18 protein-coding genes are annotated in these 19,859 nt (G+C 66.4%); 7 read left to right on the top strand and 11 right to left on the bottom strand.

The annotated features are described in order from the left end of the window. Positions 1 to 13: 13 nt before the first annotated feature. Both HUU99_RS01465 and HUU99_RS01460 read right to left on the bottom strand, forming a co-directional pair. On the bottom strand, positions 14 to 280 hold the full coding sequence (locus tag HUU99_RS01465; RefSeq protein WP_174284805.1) for a hypothetical protein: 267 nt from the start codon (positions 278 to 280) through the stop codon (positions 14 to 16). Further along, entirely contained in the window at positions 277 to 1,320 is a 1,044-nt protein-coding gene (locus tag HUU99_RS01460; protein ID WP_174284804.1) for a class I SAM-dependent methyltransferase, read from the bottom strand. Before HUU99_RS01460 ends, HUU99_RS01465 begins: the two co-directional genes overlap by 4 nt. Positions 1,321 to 1,513: 193 nt before the next feature. Here HUU99_RS01460 and HUU99_RS01455 point away from each other — a divergent pair, with 193 nt between their 5' ends. From HUU99_RS01455 to HUU99_RS01425, 7 genes are all read left to right on the top strand, one after another. Then, entirely contained in the window at positions 1,514 to 3,787 is a 2,274-nt protein-coding gene (locus HUU99_RS01455) for a TonB-dependent receptor (protein WP_174284803.1), read from the top strand. A gap of 74 nt (positions 3,788 to 3,861) precedes the next feature. Then, the gene (locus HUU99_RS01450) at positions 3,862 to 4,845 is read left to right on the top strand and encodes a DUF3089 domain-containing protein (RefSeq protein WP_174284802.1); all 984 of its coding nucleotides are present in this window, start codon (positions 3,862 to 3,864) and stop codon (positions 4,843 to 4,845) included. Continuing rightward, positions 4,842 to 5,744: an alpha/beta fold hydrolase gene (locus HUU99_RS01445; RefSeq protein ID WP_174284801.1), complete on the top strand. Its 903-nt coding sequence runs from the start codon at positions 4,842 to 4,844 to the stop codon at positions 5,742 to 5,744. Before HUU99_RS01450 ends, HUU99_RS01445 begins: the two co-directional genes overlap by 4 nt. 97 nt (positions 5,745 to 5,841) lie before the next feature. After that, positions 5,842 to 7,212, top strand: coding sequence for an MFS transporter (locus HUU99_RS01440; RefSeq protein WP_174284800.1), 1,371 nt, complete (start codon positions 5,842 to 5,844; stop codon positions 7,210 to 7,212). Between the two features lie 150 nt (positions 7,213 to 7,362). Beyond that, the gene (locus tag HUU99_RS01435; RefSeq protein ID WP_217430729.1) at positions 7,363 to 7,602 is read left to right on the top strand and encodes a hypothetical protein; all 240 of its coding nucleotides are present in this window, start codon (positions 7,363 to 7,365) and stop codon (positions 7,600 to 7,602) included. Between the two features lie 543 nt (positions 7,603 to 8,145). Then, positions 8,146 to 8,475: a hypothetical protein gene (locus HUU99_RS01430; RefSeq protein ID WP_174284798.1), complete on the top strand. Its 330-nt coding sequence runs from the start codon at positions 8,146 to 8,148 to the stop codon at positions 8,473 to 8,475. After that, a complete protein-coding gene (locus HUU99_RS01425; protein WP_174284797.1) occupies positions 8,472 to 9,896 on the top strand; it encodes an FAD-dependent oxidoreductase in 1,425 nt (474 codons plus the stop codon). Before HUU99_RS01430 ends, HUU99_RS01425 begins: the two co-directional genes overlap by 4 nt. Before the next feature lie 230 nt (positions 9,897 to 10,126). Here HUU99_RS01425 and glnT read toward each other — a convergent pair whose 3' ends face one another. The 9 genes from glnT to HUU99_RS01380 all read right to left on the bottom strand — a co-directional run bounded on the left by glnT (position 10,127) and on the right by HUU99_RS01380 (position 19,849). After that, positions 10,127 to 11,419 (bottom strand): type III glutamate--ammonia ligase, encoded by a 1,293-nt coding sequence (gene glnT, locus HUU99_RS01420; RefSeq protein ID WP_174284796.1) that lies wholly within the window; start codon positions 11,417 to 11,419, stop codon positions 10,127 to 10,129. A 101-nt stretch (positions 11,420 to 11,520) separates the two neighbouring features. Then, on the bottom strand, positions 11,521 to 12,852 hold the full coding sequence (locus HUU99_RS01415; RefSeq protein WP_174284795.1) for an FMN-binding glutamate synthase family protein: 1,332 nt from the start codon (positions 12,850 to 12,852) through the stop codon (positions 11,521 to 11,523). A gap of 10 nt (positions 12,853 to 12,862) precedes the next feature. Next, positions 12,863 to 13,549: a protein glxC gene (locus tag HUU99_RS01410; protein ID WP_174284794.1), complete on the bottom strand. Its 687-nt coding sequence runs from the start codon at positions 13,547 to 13,549 to the stop codon at positions 12,863 to 12,865. Beyond that, positions 13,549 to 14,418, bottom strand: a complete 870-nt coding sequence (locus HUU99_RS01405) for a class II glutamine amidotransferase (protein ID WP_174284793.1) — start codon at positions 14,416 to 14,418, stop codon at positions 13,549 to 13,551. Before HUU99_RS01405 ends, HUU99_RS01410 begins: the two co-directional genes overlap by 1 nt. Before the next feature lie 98 nt (positions 14,419 to 14,516). Continuing rightward, a complete protein-coding gene (locus HUU99_RS01400) occupies positions 14,517 to 15,221 on the bottom strand; it encodes a helix-turn-helix domain-containing protein (RefSeq protein WP_254602853.1) in 705 nt (234 codons plus the stop codon). 57 nt (positions 15,222 to 15,278) lie between these two features. Continuing rightward, on the bottom strand, positions 15,279 to 16,133 hold the full coding sequence (gene purU / locus HUU99_RS01395) for a formyltetrahydrofolate deformylase (protein WP_174284792.1): 855 nt from the start codon (positions 16,131 to 16,133) through the stop codon (positions 15,279 to 15,281). Positions 16,134 to 16,156: 23 nt separating this feature from the next. Next, positions 16,157 to 16,660, bottom strand: coding sequence for a sarcosine oxidase subunit gamma (locus HUU99_RS01390; RefSeq protein WP_174284791.1), 504 nt, complete (start codon positions 16,658 to 16,660; stop codon positions 16,157 to 16,159). Then, positions 16,653 to 19,601, bottom strand: coding sequence for a sarcosine oxidase subunit alpha family protein (locus HUU99_RS01385; protein ID WP_174284790.1), 2,949 nt, complete (start codon positions 19,599 to 19,601; stop codon positions 16,653 to 16,655). Before HUU99_RS01385 ends, HUU99_RS01390 begins: the two co-directional genes overlap by 8 nt. Then, positions 19,598 to 19,849 carry a sarcosine oxidase subunit delta gene (locus tag HUU99_RS01380; protein ID WP_174284789.1) on the bottom strand — a complete coding sequence of 84 codons (252 nt, stop codon included), beginning with the start codon at positions 19,847 to 19,849 and terminating at the stop codon, positions 19,598 to 19,600. Before HUU99_RS01380 ends, HUU99_RS01385 begins: the two co-directional genes overlap by 4 nt. Between the last annotated feature and the right edge of the window lie 10 nt (positions 19,850 to 19,859).

The following is a 19,859-nucleotide window of genomic DNA, read 5'->3' as shown; positions in this document are numbered from 1 at the left end:
AGCGTCGAGGCTGCTATTTCGCCTTCAGCGCGAACAGAATGTTGTCGATCAACTGTTGCCGCCTGTCCGCCAATCGTGCGGTCATCGCAGCGTCGGGCTGGTAGCGATCGATGGAGCCGGTATCGATTCCCGCCTGACCCAGCACCGCTTCGAGTACCGCCTGCCGATCGGTCAGCACCCAGATTTCGCGGGTCAGCGCCAGGATCGCCTCCCCCAGATCGTCGATCCGCGATTCGGGCAGGATCCGGCGGCCGGCGGTACGATCCGCACCGCCGCTCATGCCGGTTTGCGGCCGTAGATGACATAGGGATCGCGCCCGGGGTTCGGCGCATAGCCCCGCACATCGACGAAGCCCGCCGCTTCGGCCATCGGCACCATGTCGAGCCCGGCGGTCGCGCGCCAGAACGGTTCGCCGCCCCATTTCGCCGCCCAGTCCATCCGCCATGCCGCCAGCCGGTCGAGATCGCCGGTGCGCGTGACGTCGGCCATCGCCATGTCGCCGCCGGGTTCGAGCACCCGGAACGCTTCGGCGAAGATGGCCGAGATGATCCGCGGCGGCATCTCGTGGTGGATGGCATAGGCCGTCACCAGATCGAAGCTGGCTTCCGCGAACGGCAGGGCCTCACCGACGCCGACATGCAGGTCCCATGCAAGCCCCTGTTCGTTGGCGACGCGCTGCGCCTGTTCGAGCATCCTGAGCGACGGGTCGATCCCGGTCAGCCGGGCGTCGGGAAAGACCTCCGCGATCGCCACCGTGTGATGACCGGACGAGGTGCCGATCTCCAGGATACGGCGATAGTCGTCGCGGGGCAGGTCCTTCAGGACGACGCGACGCGAACCGTAGATGTCGCCGGGGAATACCTTGGAGACATATCGCTTGTGGACCAGCTCGCCGTGCACGAAGCCGTTATACACGTCGGCATCCCAGCCGCCACGGGTGCGGTGAAACCATATGTCCGACCAGTATTTGGGCGCGGCATAATCATCGTGCCGGGTGATCGTCGTACCGCCCTCGCGCAACCGCTCCAGTTCGGGGACGAGGGTGTCGGCGATTTCGGCAAAGGCTTGCTCGGCGGCACGGCCATGCTGTTTGGCACACCATTCCCCCAGCAACTGCCGCGCCTGGAAGACCGGCGAGTCCTTCAACGCCGTATCGATCACGTCGTGGCGCTGCTCCATATCCTTGGGCAAGGTATCGGCCGTGATGCCGCGATCCGCCAGCTCGCCCTCCGCCGCGCGGTGCAGCGCCGCCGCCGCGAGTCGGGTCGTCACTTCGAAATCCATCATCGCGCGACCGCGTTGTGCCAGCTCGTACTGCATCGCTATCTCCGGACCGTTCCTCCAGATATCGTATAGATCGGCCGCACGATCCACCATCGCGGTTCAATGATCGCACTGCGAATATCGCGGCGACGATGTGTTTGCGCCTTACCAATCGCGTGACAGCACCGTGACAGCTGGCAAGACCGTCAAAACGGTTGCCACCTGACGATCAGCACAAGGGGGCGTTGGCATGAAATCATATTTTATGAGCGGTACGGCAATCGTCCTGGCAGCGATCGCGACACAATCTGCGTTGGCACAGGAGGTACCGGTCTCGGCCGCCGCAGCGCAGGCGCAGGTGTCCGCGGCGCCGTCGGACGGGACGACGGCGGATGGCGACATCCTGGTCACGGCCCGACGTCGCGAGGAATCGCTCCAGTCGATCCCGGCGACCGTCGAGGTCGAGACGCAAAAGAGCCTGACGCGCGCCGGCGTCGAGAGCATCGCCGACCTTGCCCGGCTCACCCCGGGCCTCACCTACAACGCCGGCAACGCCGGCGGCCTGGGCGCGCCGGTGATCCGCGGCGTCACCAACGTGACGACGACCACCTTCGACAACAATGTCGGCGTGTTCCTGGACGGCGTGTATCTGTCCGCCAAGTCGAACCTGGACATCGATTTCTTCAATCTGTCCCGTGTCGAGGTCATCAAGGGGCCACAGAGCGCGCTATACGGCAACAACGCCTTCGCCGGCGCGATCAACTATGTGCTCGATACGCCGACCGACCATCTGACCGGTCGCGTGAAGGCGAGCGTCGGGACCGACGATCTGTACGAGGTGTCGGGCAAGATTGCGGGGCCGCTAACCGACACGCTGGGCTTCCAGGTGGTCGGCAGCTATTCGCATTTCGGCGGCACCGTCGCGAATTCGCAGGGGAGCCGCCTGGGCGGCTGGGACCATAAGGTCTCGGCGTCGGCGATGCTCGACTGGAAACCGTCCGACGCACTGTCCGCCAACCTGTTCTATTATCATTACGACGATCGTCAGGATGGCAGCGCGAACTATATCTTCCCCAACAATTGCGGTGGGCTTAACAGCATCCCCACGCTGACGGCGCGCGGCATCACGAATATGCGCTATCGGTGCGGTACGCTCAACGCGCCGGCCGAGGTGGACGTCGATCCCGCGTCCTATTCGACGCGCAGCACCGATCTGGGGATCGGCAAGCTGGCCTATGATTTCGGCACCGTGACCGCGCGGCTCACCGGCTCGTACGCGAAATACAACGCCTTCGCCTTGCAGGACCAGACGCTGGACGCCAGCGGCGGTGCCCAACCCACGGCCTCCCGCATCTTCACCCAGCCGTTCGTCGGTCCGACCCGCGAATGGAGTTCGGAACTGCGGCTGGAATCGTACAATAATCGCGTATTCGACTGGGCCACCGGCGGCTATTATTACGACCGGGTGGGCACCCAGATCGCAAGTTCAGGCACCGGACCGGCGGAGACGGCAAGAAGTCTCGACACGAGCACCGTCGAGCGAACCAAGACCAAATCGGTTTTCGGCCTGGGTACGCTCAAGCTGACCCCGACCTTCGATATCGAAGGCCAGGCCCGCTGGAGTTGGGAGGACAAGTCGGCCGACTTGATCAATTTCCTGACGAATGTCGTTCGCTCGCCGTCGGCGACCTACTCCTATGGCACGTATCGCGCGACGGCCAACTGGCGCTGGGCTGACAACAAGACGATCTACGCCTCAGTCGGCAGCGGGACCAAATCGGGCGGTTTCAACAATACCGCGGTGCTTGCCGAACAGTCCTATGGTCCCGAAAAGAACACCACATTCGAAGTCGGTTCGAAGAACAGCTTCGCAGGCGGCATGGTCGTTATCGACGCCAGCGCCTATTACATCAAATGGTCGGCGATCCAGATTTCCCAGCCATCCTCGATCTTCGGCCAGGCGAACTTCATCACCAACGTCGGCAACGCGACGGTCAAGGGGTTCGACGTCGATCTCAACCTCCACCCGATGTCGCACTGGGACCTGACCGTGGCGTACAGCTATGCCGATCCCAAATGGAACAACGGCACGATCGATTTCAGCTCGACCCGCGTCTGTGCGACGGCGGCGGCGTGCGGCCTGACGGCGTTGGGCGGCGGCATCGACATCAGCGGTCGCCAGATCCAGCGCACCTCGACCGACCAATATGTCCTAGCCAGCACCTATACGGTGCCGGTCGGTGCGGCGGAGGTGTATCTGCGCGGCGATTTGTCCTATCGGTCGGCGCAGGTGTCAGGCACGCCGATCGCGCTACAGAATACGGGCGACCAGACGCTGGTCAACCTCCGGCTCGGGCTGACACTAGACAAATATGAGGTGTCGGTGTTCGCCAAGAACCTGTTCGACAAGCAATATATCTCCAGCGCGATCAACGAGCCGGAATTCTTTCCCGTGACGACCTTTTCCACCGGCTTCGTCACCAACGGTCGAACCCTCGGTCTGACGCTGGACGCGCGGTTCTGATGGGTCGGCGGGAACGATCATGGCCGACCAGGCTTGCCGGTCGTTCCCGCCGCCTGACCACGGCGATTGCGGCTTTGGCGTGCCTTGCCGCGACCCCCGCCGGTCCGGGCTTCGACGCCACCCCGCCGCCCCCCGCCCCGGACTATGCGTTGGCCAGTAATTGGGCGGTGCGCGACATACAGAAGCAGCGCCGCGTCGACGTGTTCTACATCCAGCCGACGACGTTCCGTTCCAAGCAACTGTGGAACCAGGACGTTACCGATGCCGAGACCAATCGCTGGACCGATGTCAGCGTCGGCGCGCGTCAGATCAGCCTGTTCGCCGATTGCTGCCGCGCCTTTTCGCCCCGCTACCGCCAAGCGTCGTCGCGGGCGTTCGTCGAGGAAGCGGGGGACGGTGCCAAGGCGTACGACCTGGCCTATCAGGACGTCCGCCGCGCTTTCCGGCATTACATCGCGATCGACAATGGTGGCCGGCCCTTCATCATCGCGGGGCATAGCCAAGGGGCGCTTCAGGGTCTGCGTCTGTTGCGCGAGGAGATCGCCGGCACGCCGCTCGCCGGGCGGCTGGTCGTGGCCTATCTGCCCGGGCTCGGCATTCCGACCGGATTGCTGCCCCCCGGCATCCCCGCCTGCACCACGCCGCGCCAGACCGGCTGCATCGCCAGCTGGAACAGTTTCGACGCCGACGCCGATACCAAAGCCTATGTAGCGCACTCGCTGACGCGCGATCCGGTGCCGCTGCCCGGCGCGACGTTGGTGTGCACAAATCCGCTGACGTTCGACACCGGGCGTCCGGCGGGGGATTTTGCCGACGCGCGCGGAACCCTGCCAGCCCCCGCCGTGGCCGGGCCGCTGCCGCCACTGCGGCCGCACATGGTCGCGGCGCGGTGCGATGGCGGCGTCCTGCGCGTGACGGTGAAGCCGGGCTTGCCGGTGCCCGACCGGGTGCCGGGGGGCATCCTGCACATGGAAGACATCGCGTTTTTCTGGGATAATATCCGCGCGGACGCGGTTCGCCGCGCCGCCGCCTGGCGCGATACGGGAAGGAACCGATGAGCGAACGGATCGATCTGCCGCGACGCGGCCTGGTTGTCGGCGCGGCGCTGTTCGCGGCTGCACCGGTGCCGGGGGCGTCGGCGACCGGCACCGCGATGCCCTGGACCGGCGGCGGCGGTATCGCGCGGGCGGGCGGCGAAATCCATTACGCCACGCTCGGGCCCGTCGATGCGCCGCCTCTGGTGCTGCTGCCCAAGCTCGGCGGTTGGATCGCCGACTGGCGGGCGGCGGCGCTATTGCTGGCCAAACGCTACCGCGTGATCGCGATCGACCTGCCGGGGCATGGCGGATCGACGATGCGCGGCGCCCCGCCCTATGTCCAGATGCCGTACGAGAGCACCGCGATGATCCTGGCGGCGTTGTCCCAACTTGGCGTGGACCGGTTCGCGGTGGCGGGCAATTCGCTGGGTGGCATTATCGCGACGACGATGGCGGCACGCTGGCCCGAACGCGTCACCCGCCTGATGCTGATCAGCGTGAGTTTGAACAGCGCGATTACCCGCGTCGATCTGGCAAAGACCGATGCCGACCGGGATCCGGCGGTGTGGACGAGCGACTGGCGTCCCAAGCGGCGCACGTTGGCGCAGGTCGCGCGCTTCGGCACGATCGATCCGCAAATCGAGGTCGAACAGAATGACAGCCGCGCCAAGGCGGATCGCTGGGTCCGTCCGTCCGAACGCGGCGTCGCGCTGACCGACACCGCAGCGCTGCTGGCGAAGGTCGCCGCACCGACGCTGCTGATCTATGCCGATCGCGGCTATTATACCAAGTACGAGGATGTCGGGCGCAAGGTGCTGCCCGGGGTGCGGATCGTCCGGATCGCCAATTCCGGATCGTTCGTGCATCAGGAGCGACCTGCCGAAACGGCAGCGGCGATGCTCGACTTCCTTGCAACATGACCGGTCGTGCGCGGCCCTCTTCCGTACGATCGGCGCGCATATACGGCTGCCATGGAAATGCCCGCAGGGGTAACATCATCGACGGGGAGGGCGCGGCATGACGTCAACGACATATCATGGATCGGGTGAGGGACCGTTGTCGCTATCGACCTGCGTCGGCTGGGGCGTCGGCACATTGGCGGTGGCGGTGGTGTTCAACACCATCAACGTCCTGCTGCTGCGATATCTGACGGATACCGTCGGGATCGGTGCCGCGCTGGCCGGATCGCTGATCGGGCTGTCCAAGCTGTATGACGCGCTGATCGATCCGATGATCGGCGGGATCAGCGATCGCAGCCGTTCGCCGCGCGGCCGGCGGCGACCGTTCGTGCTCGTCGGCGGGCTGATGCTGGCCGTCGCGGTGGTCGTCCTTTTCCATTTTCCCGGCGGCATCGCGGGCACCTCGGCGATCCTCTATCTGGGCGCGGCGTTGCTATTCTATTCAACCGCCTATGCCGTGTTCACCGTCCCCTATATGGCGATGCCGGCCGAGATGACGAGCGACTATCAGGAGCGTTCTCATCTCATTTCGTTCCGCGTCTATGCCGCCGCGGTGGCAAGCCTGATCGCGACGTTCGCGGGGCCGTTGCTGATCGCGCGCGGCGGCGGGGGCCAGGCGGGGCATGGCACCATGTCGCTGTTCGTCGCCGCCGTCGCAGCGGTAGCGGCGATCGTGTGCTTCCGCACCACGCGCACCGCGCCGTTCCATTACGCCGTCGCCCAGCCGCGGATCGGTCTTGTCGGCAAGATCTGGCTGATCGCGACCAACAGGCCCTTTATGTTGCTGATGGCGATCAAGCTGCTCCAGCTCACGGCGCTGGCGGTCACCCAGGCGGCGACGCCGTTTCTATTCAAGCAGGTGTTGAGATTCAGCGATACGTTGCTGGGCCTGTATTTCCTGGTATTCTATATGGCGATGATCGTGTCGCAGCGCTTCTGGCTGCGGATCGCGCGCCGCGCCGGCAAACGCCTGGTCTACATGATCGCCACCGCCGTCTATGCCGTGATGTATCTGAGCTGGTACTTCGTCCATACGGGCGAACCGCTGTATTTTACGTTCCTGCGCGCGATCGGCCTTGGGGTGACGGCAGGCGCGGTGCTGCTGTTCGGCCAGTCGTTGCTGCCCGACACGATGGAATGGGACTATCGCCGCACCGGGATGCGGCGCGAAGGCATGCTGTCGGCGCTGTATACGATCGTCGAAAAGATCGCTTATGCCCTTGGTGCGGCAATGACCGGCATCGTCCTGGGCCGCGCGGGCTATGTCGCAGCGCACGGGGCAAAGCCCGCCGTTCAGCCTCAATCGGCGGTCGATGCGATCTATGTACTCGCTTCGTTGGCACCGATGGGATTGCTGCTGCTCAGTTGCGTCGCGCTCGCCTATTACGATCTCACCGAGGCGAAGCTCCGCGAAGACGTCGATCGCTAACGCCACACCGCCCCGGCCCGATAGAACCATCGCGTGCCGAGCAACGACGGGGACGGTAACGGCCGTGGGCCAGATGCGGCGTCATCGGAAAGGCCATGGCATCTTGCACCCTTGCGGAAACAATCATCGTCCAACGACGGCCGTCCATCGGTGCGGCCGGGCGAGATCGTCACCGAAACGATCGATCTCGCCTTTGCCCATGACAGTTCGGGGCCGCGCCGCTGGAAGCGGCATCTCGATCGCCTGGGCATCGGCCTGTGGGATGCCGACAAGGTAGCGATCGTCACTGATCACGACGTTCCGGCCACCGATGCCGCGTCTGCCGGCATTCTGAAGCTCGCCCACGATTTCGTGGCCGAGCATCGGATCGGGGCGGGTAAGGCCCCTTGAACGTCGACATTGACGATCGCCAGCCGATACCGGAATCTGAATCGTGCCCGGTTGGGATGGCGCGGACGCGTTCCTACATCGCGCGGGCGTTGATATTCTCGCCCTGCGAATAGCGCCTATCGCAATGTTGCAGTGCCGGCTCGATCGGTCACGATCAGGACTATGGACAGGCTTCATCTTTCGACCGCCGCTCGATTGCGCGCAAGGTTTGCCGGCGGTGTGCTGGTGCCCGGCTGCTACGACGCGCTGTCGGCCGCGCCGATCGCGCAGGCTGGCTTCGATGCGGCCTATCTTTCTGGAAGGTCGCTGCCCTATTCGCGGTTCGAACCGCCTCGATATCGAGTTGGTCAGCGTTTCCGCGGTCGCCCACACGAACGATCTGATCGTCGACCGCATCGATATACCGCTGATCGTCGCGCGCACCGATGCGATCGCGGTCGAGGGACTGGACGCCGCGCTGGACGCCGCGCCGCCGCCTATATCGAGGCGGGTGCCGGCATGCCGTCTGTCGAGGCACCGCCATCGCAAGATGCGATACGCGCCATGCGCGCGCGCTTTGGCGGTCGCGTACCGATGCTTGCCAACATGGTGAAGGGCGGTACTTCGCCTGTGCTGCCCTACGACGCGCTGCATGGGATTGGTTGCCGGCTGATGATCTTCCCCGTCGCCGTTGCGCGTGCGGTGGTCCATATGGGGCGGCAGATGCTCGCCGCGCTGAAGACCGCTGGCACGACCGAGACCTATCGGCCGCGCATGGTCGATCTAGGCGGGATCAACGATGCCGTCGGCGCGAGCGATCTGATCGCCGATGGCCAGCGCTTCCGCGAAACGGTGGTCGATTTCAAGATCACCGCGGGCGATCCCCGGCCATGACCGTCAAGCGCTTCGACGGGACGGCGTTCGATGTCGTGGTGCCCGTGCTGGTGGCGGGTGGCGGCGCGTGTGGCCTGACCGCCGCGCTCGCTGCGAGCGACCACGGCGCGTCGGTGCTGGTACTCGAACGCGATAGCGTGCCGATGGGAACGACCGCGATGTCGAGCGGGCTGATCCCCGCCGCCGGCACCCAGGCGCAGCGTACCGGCGGGGTGGACGATGACAGCATCGCGATCCACGCCGACGATATCGTCGCCAAGACCAACGGTGCGGTCGATCGTGACTGGGCGCGGCATGTCGCCATCGCCTCGGCCGCCACGATCGACTGGCTGATCGAACGGCACGCCATTCCGCTCACGCTGACGCCATCCGCTAGGTCCCTGCCGGGGCATAGCCGATCGCGGCTCCATGGCACGCCCAACCGTACGGGATCGGAACTGATCGCCGCGCTCTACGCTGCGACGCAGGCAACCGGGGTCGATGTGATGACCGATGCGCGCGTGTCGGCGCTGGTGGTCGATGACGGCAAGCGCGTGCGCGGCGTCGAAATCACCCGGCCCGACGGCGCGGTCGAACGAATCGGCTGCGAGGCGCTGGTGCTGGCGACCTGCGGCTTTGCCGGCAACGCCGCGCTGGTGGCCGAGCATATCCCCGAGATCGCGGGGGCGATCGCCCACACGCATCCGGGCAATCAGGGCGACGCGCTGACCTGGGGTATCGCGCTCGGTGCCGCCACCGCCGACCTTGCGGGCTATCAGGGCCATGGCAGTCTTGCCGCCGGCTACGGATTGCTGCTGCAATGGATCGCGATGGCTGAGGGCGGCATCCAGGTCAATCTGAACGGCGAGCGCTTCACTGATGACTCGCACGGCTATTCGGAACATGCGGTGGAGATCATCGCGCAACCCGGCGGCGTGGGCTGGGCGATCTATGACGAGCGGGTGCACCGCGTGCTGGAGGATTTCAACGAATATCGCGAACTCGCGAAGGCGGGGGCGTTGCGGCGCGGTGACGACGTTGCGGCGCTTGCCGCCGCGACCGGGCTTCCGGCCGACCGACTTGCCGGGACCATGGCAGCGGTCGCCGCGATGCAGCGCGAGGATGCGGCCGACCCGTTCGGACGCCGGTTCGATCCGGAAAAGGCCCTTGTCGCGCCCTATATCGCGGTGAAGGTCACGGGCGCGCTTTTCCATACGCAAGGCGGACTCGTCATCGACGAGTCCGCGCGCGTCCTCGACCGTGCCGGCAGCCCGTTTACCAATCTGTTCGCAGGCGGCGGCGCTGCGCGCGGCGTTTCGGGTGCCACCGCGGCAGGCTATATCGCCGGCAACGGGCTGATGACGGCCACCGCCTTCGGCCGGCTGGCGGGCGTGGCGGCCGCCGCGGTCGCCGCCCGCGCCACGCAGGAGCGTATGATCTGAAAGCCACACCCGACGCCTATCGCTGGTGGCCCTATCGCGATCGTGCCAGGATCGTACGCGAAGCCGAATGGCTCGAGGTGCAGGCGGGGATCGCACGGGTCGTATCCGTCAGCACGGCGTCGCGACCGTTCCGCGGCGAAAAAGGCTGAGCAGTTTAGGTCCAAATCTCCGGGTTGCCTCGGCCGTTATCGTCGTCGGACTCTGTCTCCCAGATTGGCCAGACAGTATCGTCAGCAGTCGAGCGTGGTGTCGCGCTCCCACTGGGTCAGGTGGCGAGCATAATCATTCCACTCGCCATGCTTCAGCTTGAGATAGGCAGGCACCAATGTGCCAGTCGCGTTTTTGAGCACGTCCGAGCCCGCCAATGCACGCAATGCATCAAGCATGTTGAGCGGCAGTTTCTTGACGTCGCCGACGTTTTGGCCGTCGGTATACATGTTGATGTCGAGCCGCGGACCAGGATCGCGCCGGTGGGCGATACCGTCGAGACCGGCAGCCAGCGTCACCGCCGGCATCAGATAGGGATTGACCGCCCCGTCGGCGAGGCGAAGCTCTAACCGGTCGCTGTCGGGCACGCGGATCATGTGGGTGCGGTTGTTGCCCGTCCAGGTCACCGAATTGGGTGCCCAGGTCGCGCCTGACAGCGTGCGCGGCGCATTGATGCGCTTGTAGCTGTTGACCGTCGGGTTGGTGATCGCCGCCATCGCATCGGCCGAATGGATGATGCCGCCGATGAAGTGCAGGCCGAGCGGCGACAGCCAGTTATCCTGACCAATAAAGACGTTCTCGTGGTCTTTCCAGACCGAGACATGCATATGGCACCCGCTGCCGGTGAGGTGGACGAACGGTTTGGGCATGAACGTCGCGCGCAGGCCGTGTTTCTCGGCGATGCTCTTGGCCATGTATTTGAAGAACGCGTGGCGATCCGCCGTCAGCAGCGCCTCGTCATATTCCCAGTTCATCTCGAACTGGCCGTTCGCGTCCTCATGATCGTTCTGATACGGCTTCCAGCCGAGCTCCAGCATCGCGTCGCAGATCTCGGTGATCACGTCGTAGCGGCGCATGAGCGCCTGCTGGTCGTAGCAGGGTTTGATATGCGTGTCGGCGGCGTCGGCGACGCCCGTCCCGTCCGGCGTGATGAGGAAGAACTCGCACTCGACGCCGGTCTTCATCTGCAGGCCCTGTTCGGCCGCGCGAGCGATCTGCACCTTCAGCGCGTTCCGCGGCGAGGCCTCGACCGGCGCGCCGTTCATCCACAGATCGGCGGCGAGCCAGCCCACCTCGGGTTTCCAGGGAAGCTGGATCAGGCTTTCCGGATCGGGCCTGGCGAACAGGTCGGGATCCGCCGGGCTCATGTCCAGCCAAGTGGCGAAGCCCGCAAAGCCCGCGCCGTTCTTCTGCATACCGCCGATCGCGGCCGCCGGCACCAGCTTGGCGCGCTGATGCCCGAAAAGGTCGGTGTAGGAAATCAGGAAGTACTTGATGCCCTTTTCCCGGGCGACGCCCGCGAGATCGATGGTCATGGTCGATGTCCTTACCCCGATGGAGCGGCGTTCCTTTGAACCCACCGCTTTCGATGAACGCGTTCCGCCTGCGCCGCAGCGGATCGCCGTACGCTTGGTGCCTAGAAGTTGCCCTGACCGGGGATCCAGCCGGTTCCCGCCAGCGGCACCCGCGCCATCGCCGCCGCCTCGATGGTGAGCGCGACCAGATCTTCGGGTTCCAGATTGTGGACGTGGCTCTTGCCGCAGGCGCGCGCGATGGTCTGGGCCTCCAGCGTGAGCACCGCGAGGTAGTTGGCCAACCGCCTTCCGGCCGCGACCGGATCGAGCCGCGCCGCCAGCACCGGGTCCTGCGTGGTGATGCCCGCCGGATCGCGGCCCTCCTGCCAGTCGTCATAGGCCCCGGCGGTGGTGCCGAGCTTGCGATATTCCTCTTCGAACGCCGGATCGTTGTCGCCGAGCGCGACCAGCGCCGCGGTGCCGATCGCCACCGCGTCGGCCCCCAGCGCCAGCGCCTTGGCCACGTCCGCGCCGTTGCGGACGCCGCCCGAAACGATGAGCTGCACCTTGCGATGCATGCCGAGGTCCTGCAGCGCCTGCACCGCCGGGCGGATCGCGGCGAGGATCGGGATGCCGACATGTTCGATGAAAACGTCCTGCGTCGCCGCGGTCCCGCCCTGCATGCCGTCGAGCACGACGACATCGGCCCCCGACTTCACCGCCAGCGCGACATCGTAATAAGGGCGGGTGGCGCCGACCTTGACGTAGATCGGCTTTTCCCAGTCGGTGATCTCGCGCAGTTCCTCGATCTTGATCTCCAAGTCGTCCGGCCCGGTCCAGTCGGGATGGCGGCAGGCCGAGCGCTGGTCGATCCCCTTGGGCAGGTTGCGCATCGCGGCGACACGATCGGAAATCTTCTGGCCGAGCAGCATACCGCCGCCGCCTGGCTTGGCGCCCTGGCCGATCACCACCTCTATGGCGTCCGCCTTGCGCAGGTCGCGGGGGTTCATGCCGTAGCGTGACGGCAGATATTGATAGACCAGTATCCTGGACTGGCCGCGTTCCTCGGGCGTCATGCCGCCGTCGCCGGTGGTGGTCGACGTGCCCGCCGCCCCCGCGCCGCGGCCGAGCGCCTCCTTGGCCTGCGCCGAGAGCGAACCGAAGCTCATGCCGGCGATGGTCACGGGGATCTTCAGATGGATCGGCTTTTTGGCGAAGCGCGTACCGAGCCAGACGTCGGTCGCGCATTTCTCGCGATACCCCTCCAGCGGATAGCGCGAGATCGACGCGCCGAGGAACAGGAGATCGTCGAAATGCGGCAGCGCGCGCTTGGTGCCGGCACCGCGGATATCGTAGATTCCTGTCGCCGCCGCGCGGCGGATCTCGGCGAGCGTATGCGGATCGAACGTCGCCGACTGGCGGGGCGGCGTCTGCGGAATTTTGGCCACGTCCATCGTATCGTCCTCAGTAGTCAGCGGCGTTGTCGACGTGGAAGTTGTAGAGCGTGCGGGCCGAGCCGTAGCGCTTGAACTCGTCCGGCTGGACGTCGGCAAGACCGGCGGCGTCGAGCAGGCGGCGTAGCTGCACGCGATGATCGTCGCGCATCTCCTTCTCGATACAGTCGGCACCAAGGCTCTTTACGGTGCCGCGCACGAACAGCCGCGCCTCGTAGATCGAGTCGCCCAGCGCATCGCCGGCGTCGCCGAGCACGACGAGGTTGCCCGACTGGCCCATGAAGGCGCTCATCGGCCCGATCGAGCCCTTCACGACGATATCGACCCCCTTCATCGAAATGCCGCAGCGCGCCGACGCATCGCCATCGACCACCAGCAGCCCGCCCTGTGCGGTGGCACCCGCCGCCTGACTGGCGTCGCCTTTGACATGCACCGTTCCGGACATCATGTTTTCCGCGACGCCGACCCCCGCATTGCCCTCGACGATCACCGAAGCGTGGGCGTTCATGCCGGCGCAGTAATAGCCCGCATGACCCGCGATCTCGACGGTGATGGGAGCGTCAAGGCCGACCGCAAGCGCATGTTGGCCCGCCGGGTTCTCGACGCGCCACAGCGTTTCGTTGGTGACGGCGGACAATGCATGGAGTTGTGCATTCAAGTCGCGCTTGGTCGTTGCGGCAAGGTCGACGACCGGCATCAGTGGCGCTCCCAGGCATAGACGCGCGCAGGCTCCGGTTCGAAAAGGCGCGCCGTCCCGATGCCGGGCAGGCCGGCCAGTGCGCGGTACTCGGAGCCGAACGCGACATAGCGGTCGGTCTCGGCCATGACCGCGGGCTTGCACGAGATCGGGTCGCGCACCACCGCGAACCCGCTTTCGGTGCCGACGACGAAGGTGAAGAACCCGTCGAGGTCGTGGAGGCTCGCGTCCAGCGCCTGCGCGAGCGTCGCCCCCTCACGCAGCTTCCAGCTCAGATACCCCGCGGCGACCTCGCTGTCGTTATCGGTTGCGAAACGGATGCCCTGCGGCTCCAGCATTCGCCGAAGCGAGTGGTGGTTGGAGAGCGAGCCGTTATGGACGAGGCACTGATCGAGCCCGGTCGAGAAGGGGTGAGCGCCGTCGGTCGTGACTGCGCTCTCGGTCGCCATCCGGGTATGTCCGATGCCGTGCGTGCCGCTCATGCCGGGAAGACCGAAGCGTGCGGCGACGTCGGCCGGCAGACCGACCTCTTTATAAAGTTCGATCCGCTGCCCGGCCCCTGTCACGACGAGATCGGGGCGTTCGGTGGCGAGCCAACCACGCACCAGGTCTTCCTGATCCTTGGCGAAGACGAGAACGAGATGGCTGTCGCGCACGACACCCTCGACGCCCAGCGCGGTGGCGAGGCCGTCGAGGTCGGGACCCCGTACCGTCAGCTTCAGGTGATCGGCGTCGCCGGCACCATAGATCGCGAAACCGGCGCTGTCCGGGCCGCGGTCGGTCATGACTTCGAGCATGCCCGCCAGCAGCGATCCCAGCTGCGGCTCGAGCGCCTTGTCCTTCAGGAACAGGCCGACAATTCCACACATTCGGCGGGAAACCTTCCATGATCGGGTTCCGTACCTTTACGTATGGCGACTTAATCCGTCAATCCTGAAGAACAAATCTTTCTCTTAAGGAAACCGTATCAGCTCGCGGCCCGCGGATAGACGATCACCGACAGATAGCTGGTTTCCTCGTCGGCCAGCGTTTCGGGACCGTGCTGCGCGCTGCTGTCGAACAACAGCGCGTCGCCCGGCGCCAGGTGATAGACCTCCGAACCATGACGATAATGAACCTGGCCCTTGAGCATATAAAGGAACTCGACGCCCGAATGGTGGAAGCTGGTATGGGCTTCGGCATTTTCGCGCAGCGTGATGAGATAGGGCTCCACGGCCACGTCGCCGCGCAGTACATGACCCAGCAGCTGGTAGACATGGCCGACCTTGGTGCCGCGCCGATCGATCGTCAGCCCTTGGCCGGCGGGCACGTACGAGCAGTCCTGACGCTCCTCGAACGACGCGAACAGCGACGACAGCGTCACCTGCAATACCCCCGAGATCGACTGCAGCGTCGAGAGCGAGGGCGAGATGCCGCCATTCTCGATCTTGGACAGCATCCCGTTCGAGATGCCGGCGGCGCCGGCGAGATCGGCGACCGACAGGTCGTGCTGGCGGCGGATGGTGCGGATCTGGTTGCCAAGCGCTTTCTCCAGGCTTCGCTCGGCGACGGCGGGCGCGGCGGACCCGGTCGCGAGATCGTCGGCATCGGCGGAATCGACAGGGACGGAAATGGCGGAACCCTCGGCTGAATGGCGTCGGCCGAACCTAGGCGACCCGCATCGCAAAGTCACCCGTCAGTCCCTGCCGGCGGCACGCCGCGCACACGCTATTGTCGAGCACCCACGCGATCAGTCCCTGAAGACGACGGTCTTGTGACCGTTGGCGAGCGCCCGGCCGTCGAGGTGGAAGGCGACGGCGCGCGCCAGCACGCGGCGTTCGATGTCGCGGCCCTTGCGGACGAGGTCTTCGGGACTGTCGTGATGGCTGATCCGCTCCACATCCTGCTCGATGATCGGACCCTCATCGAGATCGGCGGTGACATAGTGCGCCGTCGCGCCGATCAGCTTGACGCCGCGCGCATGGGCCTGATGATACGGCTTCGCGCCCTTGAAGCCGGGCAGGAAGCTGTGGTGGATGTTGATGCAGCGGCCGGAGAGGAACGCGGCCAGATCGTCCGACAGGATCTGCATGTAGCGCGCGAGCACGACCAGCTCGGCACCGCTCTCGGCGACGATGCGCTTGATCTCCGCCTCCTGCGCCGGCTTCGTCTCGCTGGTGACGGGGAGATGATGGAAGGGGATCGCGCCGAAGTCGGTGCCGGCATAGGTATCGCGCGGGTGGTTGGAGACGATACCGACCATGTCCATGCGCAGCTCGCCGATCCGCTCGCGGTACAACAGGTCGACCAGGCAATGGTCGAATTTGGAGGCCAGGATCAGCACCTTGCGCCGCTCGCCGCTCGGGCGGAACGACCAGTCGAGCGACAGGTCCGCCGCGATCGTCCCGAAGCCGTCGCGAAACGACGCCGCCTTGTCCGCGGAGGGCAGGCTCGCGACGATGCGCATGAAGAAGCGGCCGGTTTCGATGTCGTCGAACTGGTGCGCCTCCCGGATGTCGCCGCCGTGGCGGAACATCTCGGTCGTCACCCGCGCGACGATGCCGGGCTGGTTTGGGCAGGACAGGGTAAGTAGATAGGCGATCATCGGAACCTCGGGACGGAGAGCGCTCACAGCGCGGCGGCGGTCTCGTCGACCCAGTGGCGGAAGCTGTGCGCGTAGCTGCGGAAGGTCGCGACATCGTAGCTCGGCCGGTCGTCGACCTGCCACAGGATGACGCCGATATGCGCGATGACGGTGGTCGCCGCCGACCCCGTTGCGAACGCCTCGGTATCAAAATCGATCGCCGCGCCGCGCTTAAGGAGCGTGCGCGCGCCGGGACCGGAGAAACGCTGCACGACATAGCCGCTCGACTGGTCCGACACCCCGGCAAGCCCGGCGAGCACCTGCTGGAGCGTCTCCGTGAAGTCGGGGGCGGCATCCTCCTCGATCAGCAGCCATGTACCCGGGCCAGTGCCGACGACGGTACGCCCGCCCGTGACGATCGCGCGCGGGCGATCGGACATCTCAATGCCAAGTCTCGTGCCGATCGCGGCGCTGGCGATCCCCTTGCGTGCCATGACGCTGGCGATGCCAAGCCGGTCGCGCGGTTCGACGGTGAGGCTGTCAGGCACGGACGCGCACTCCTTCCGGATCGACGAACACGGGATGGCAGACTTCCGCCTCCACATCGGCACCGCGCACAGGATCGTGGACGACGACATGCTCCCCGTGGCGATTGGGGCCGTCGACCAGCAGCGCCAGCGCGATGCCGTGACCGAGCGTCGGCGACCACGCCGCCGAGCTGACATGGCCTTGGTCACGCGCCGCGGTCCGCGGCGCGCCGGGCGCGAGCAGATGCGCGCCGGCGCGGATCTTCTTCGTCGGATCGACCGGTTTGAGCCCGACCAGCGCCGGGCGAAGCGGATCCGACAGGCCCGGACGCGCTGCCATGACGCGGCCGATATAATCCTTTTTCTTCGACATCATCCGGCGCATGCCGAGATCGGCCGCGGTGGTCGTGCCGTTGAGTTCGTTGCCTGCCGGATGCCCCTTCTCGATCCGCATAACGCCCAGCGCCTCGGTGCCGTAGGGAACCGCCTCGAACGCGCGGCCGGCGGCGAACAGGTGGCGCACCAGCGCATCGCCCTGCCGCGCCGGGACGCTCACTTCATACGCCAGCTCGCCCGAGAAGGAGAGACGGAAGATGCGCGCCGGCTGGCCGTTCCAGCGGAACCCGGCGGCGGCCATGAACGGGAAGGCGTCGTTGGAGATGTCGATGCCCGGCAGCGCCTGCTGGAGCAGCGCACGCGACTGGGGCCCGGCCACCGCATAGGTCGACCATTGCTCGGTCACCGAGGTCGCCTGGACGTCCAGCTCGGGCCACAGCACCTGCCGGGCATAGTCGATATGCTGCATCACCCGCGCCGCGTTGACCGTGGTGGTGGTGACAAAGAAGTGGTCCTCGGCCAGACGCGTGGTGGTGCCGTCGTCCATCACGAAACCATCCTCGCGCAGCATCACGCCATAGCGTGCCCGGCCGACGGGTAATGTCGAGAACATGTTGACGTAGAGCCGGTCGAGCAACACGGCGGCGTCCGGTCCGTGCACGTCGATCTTGCCCAGGGTCGAGACGTCGCAGATGCCGACGCCGTTGCGGGTCGCCGTCACCTCGCGGTTGACGGTCGCCAGCCAGTCCTCGCCGGGTCGCGCGAACCACTGCGCGCGCTTCCACTGGCCGGCATCGACGAAGCTCGCGCCGCGCCCGACCGCCCAATCATGGCTGGCGGTGCGGCGCTCGGGTCGGAAATGCTCTTCGCGGTGATGGCCGGCGAGCACGCCGATCGCGACCGGCTGATAGGGTGCGCGCGACAGGATCGTGCCGGTTTCGGCGATCGACCGGCCGGTCGCGGCGGCGAGTAGCGCATGGCCGTTGAGCTGGCTGGTCCGCCCCTGGTCGGTCGCCATGCCAAGCGTCGTGTAGCGTTTCAGATGTTCGATCGAGACGAAACCCTCACGCGCCGCGAGCGCGACATCCTTGTCGGTCACGTCGTGCTGAAAATCGACGAACGCCTTGCCGCGCCCTGCAACATGCCACAGCGGCCTGACGCCGATGGGCTCGTCGCTCGCCGCGAAGCGATGCGCGAGCGCCGACTTGCCCAGTGCATCGGTCGCCGCCACCGCCTGCGCGACGCCGTCGTGTAGCGCCGCGTGAATCGCGAAATGCCCCGCCGCCGCACCGGCCGGGGCCAAGCCCGGCGGTGTCTGGTCGAGCAGGAAAGCCTGCGCCGCCTCCGACCAGACGGGCCGCGCACCCATGTTGCTGCCGAGGCCGATCGCCGGGTTCCAGCCGCCCGCCATGGCCACGAGGTCGCAGGCGATGCGTCGCAAGCGTCCGTCAGCGAGGCGAACCTCGACCTTGCGGACCGGCGCGCCGATCGCGTCCTGCAGTTGCGCGCCGAGCAATATCTCGGTGCCCGCCTTGCGCAGGGCGTCTGCGACCACCGGCGCGGCTTCGCGCGGATCGACGACCGCAGCGACGTGGACCCCCGCATCGGCCAAGTCGAGCGCGGTCTGCCAGCCGCTGTCGCTGGCGGTGAACACTACGGCGCGGCGGCCCGGCAGAGCGGCGAAACGGTTGATGTAGGTCGACACGGCGGACGCGATCATCACGCCGGGCCGGTCGTTCCCGCCGAACACCAGCGGCCGCTCGGTCGCGCCCGTGGCGAGGATCGCGCGCTTCGCCACGATCTTCCACAGCCGCTGGCGAGGCTGACCGGCGGGCGCCTGGACGAGATGGTCCGTCACCCGCTCCACCGCCGCATATTCGCGTCCGTCATAGACGCCGAACACGGCGGTGCGGGTCAGGACGCGCACGTTGGGAAGCGCCGCCAGTTCGACGGCGGCTGCGTCCGCCCAGACCGCGCCGGGCATGCCATCGATTTCGTGGCGCTCGGCGAGCAACCGCCCGCCGGGCCGGACATCCTCGTCGACCAATATCACGCGGAGCCCGGCGCGTGCCGTGGTGAGCGCGGCGGCGAGCCCGGCCGGACCGCCGCCGATCACCAGCAGGTCGCAAAAGGCGTGTTCGCGGTCGTAACGGTCGGGATCGGGCAGCATCGAGAGCTGCCCCAGCCCGGCGGCGCGGCGGATTACGGGCTCGTACACCCTTTCCCAAAAAGCGGCGGGCCACATGAACGTCTTGTAGTAGAAGCCGGCCGCGAAGATCGGCGCGAACAGCTGGTTCACCGCCATCACGTCGAAGCGCAGGTTCGGCCAACGGTTCTGGCTGAACGCCTCCAGCCCGGCGAACAACGCGGTGGTGGTCGCCCGCGTGTTCGGCTCGGCACGGGCTCCGCTCCGCAGCGTGACGAGCGCGTTCGGTTCCTCGCTACCCGCGGTCAATATGCCGCGGGGACGATGATATTTGAACGAACGCGCGATGAGGCGCACGTCGTCGGCGACCAGCGCGGAGGCGAGCGTATCGCCCTCGAAGCCCGTGTGCGACCTGCCGTCAAAGGTGAAAGCGAGCGGCTTCGATCGATCGATCAGGCCGCCGGCGGCGCGCCGGCTCATCGCCCCGCCCCCGCGGCGAGCGTTGCGCCCTGGATCTCGTGCGAGCGCGTGTCGCGCGTCACGACGATCCAGTTCCGGCACCCCTGCGCGTGATACCAATGCTCGCGGATCGTGCCGGCCGGATTGTCGCGCAAGTAGACATAGTCGAAGAAGCCGTCTTCGCCCTCCGGCCGCCGGAGACCGGCGTCGCCGCGATAGAGGAACTCCTGGGAGTCGCGGTCGCCGCAATAGGGGCAGGGAATGCGCATCGATGCCGCC

This window comes from Sphingomonas bacterium, assembly GCF_903642285.1.
Classification (GTDB): Bacteria; Pseudomonadota; Alphaproteobacteria; order Sphingomonadales; family Sphingomonadaceae; genus Sphingomonas.
Note: the sequence above shows the minus strand (reverse complement) of the source record. Positions and strands in the feature narration are given on the sequence as shown.

Coding starts and splice junctions, on each gene's coding strand:
- HUU99_RS01455 (WP_174284803.1), top strand. CDS start 1,514: ATGAAATCATATTTTATGAGCGGTACGGCAATCGTCCTGGCAGCGATC.
- HUU99_RS01405 (WP_174284793.1), bottom strand. CDS start 14,418: ATGTGTGGAATTGTCGGCCTGTTCCTGAAGGACAAGGCGCTCGAGCCG.
- HUU99_RS01425 (WP_174284797.1), top strand. CDS start 8,472: ATGACCGTCAAGCGCTTCGACGGGACGGCGTTCGATGTCGTGGTGCCC.
- purU (WP_174284792.1), bottom strand. CDS start 16,133: ATGATCGCCTATCTACTTACCCTGTCCTGCCCAAACCAGCCCGGCATC.
- glnT (WP_174284796.1), bottom strand. CDS start 11,419: ATGACCATCGATCTCGCGGGCGTCGCCCGGGAAAAGGGCATCAAGTAC.
- HUU99_RS01410 (WP_174284794.1), bottom strand. CDS start 13,549: ATGCCGGTCGTCGACCTTGCCGCAACGACCAAGCGCGACTTGAATGCA.
- HUU99_RS01415 (WP_174284795.1), bottom strand. CDS start 12,852: ATGGACGTGGCCAAAATTCCGCAGACGCCGCCCCGCCAGTCGGCGACG.
- HUU99_RS01445 (WP_174284801.1), top strand. CDS start 4,842: ATGAGCGAACGGATCGATCTGCCGCGACGCGGCCTGGTTGTCGGCGCG.
- HUU99_RS01440 (WP_174284800.1), top strand. CDS start 5,842: ATGACGTCAACGACATATCATGGATCGGGTGAGGGACCGTTGTCGCTA.
- HUU99_RS01460 (WP_174284804.1), bottom strand. CDS start 1,320: ATGCAGTACGAGCTGGCACAACGCGGTCGCGCGATGATGGATTTCGAA.
- HUU99_RS01385 (WP_174284790.1), bottom strand. CDS start 19,601: ATGAGCCGGCGCGCCGCCGGCGGCCTGATCGATCGATCGAAGCCGCTC.
- HUU99_RS01430 (WP_174284798.1), top strand. CDS start 8,146: ATGCGCGCGCGCTTTGGCGGTCGCGTACCGATGCTTGCCAACATGGTG.
- HUU99_RS01380 (WP_174284789.1), bottom strand. CDS start 19,849: ATGCGCATTCCCTGCCCCTATTGCGGCGACCGCGACTCCCAGGAGTTC.
- HUU99_RS01465 (WP_174284805.1), bottom strand. CDS start 280: ATGAGCGGCGGTGCGGATCGTACCGCCGGCCGCCGGATCCTGCCCGAA.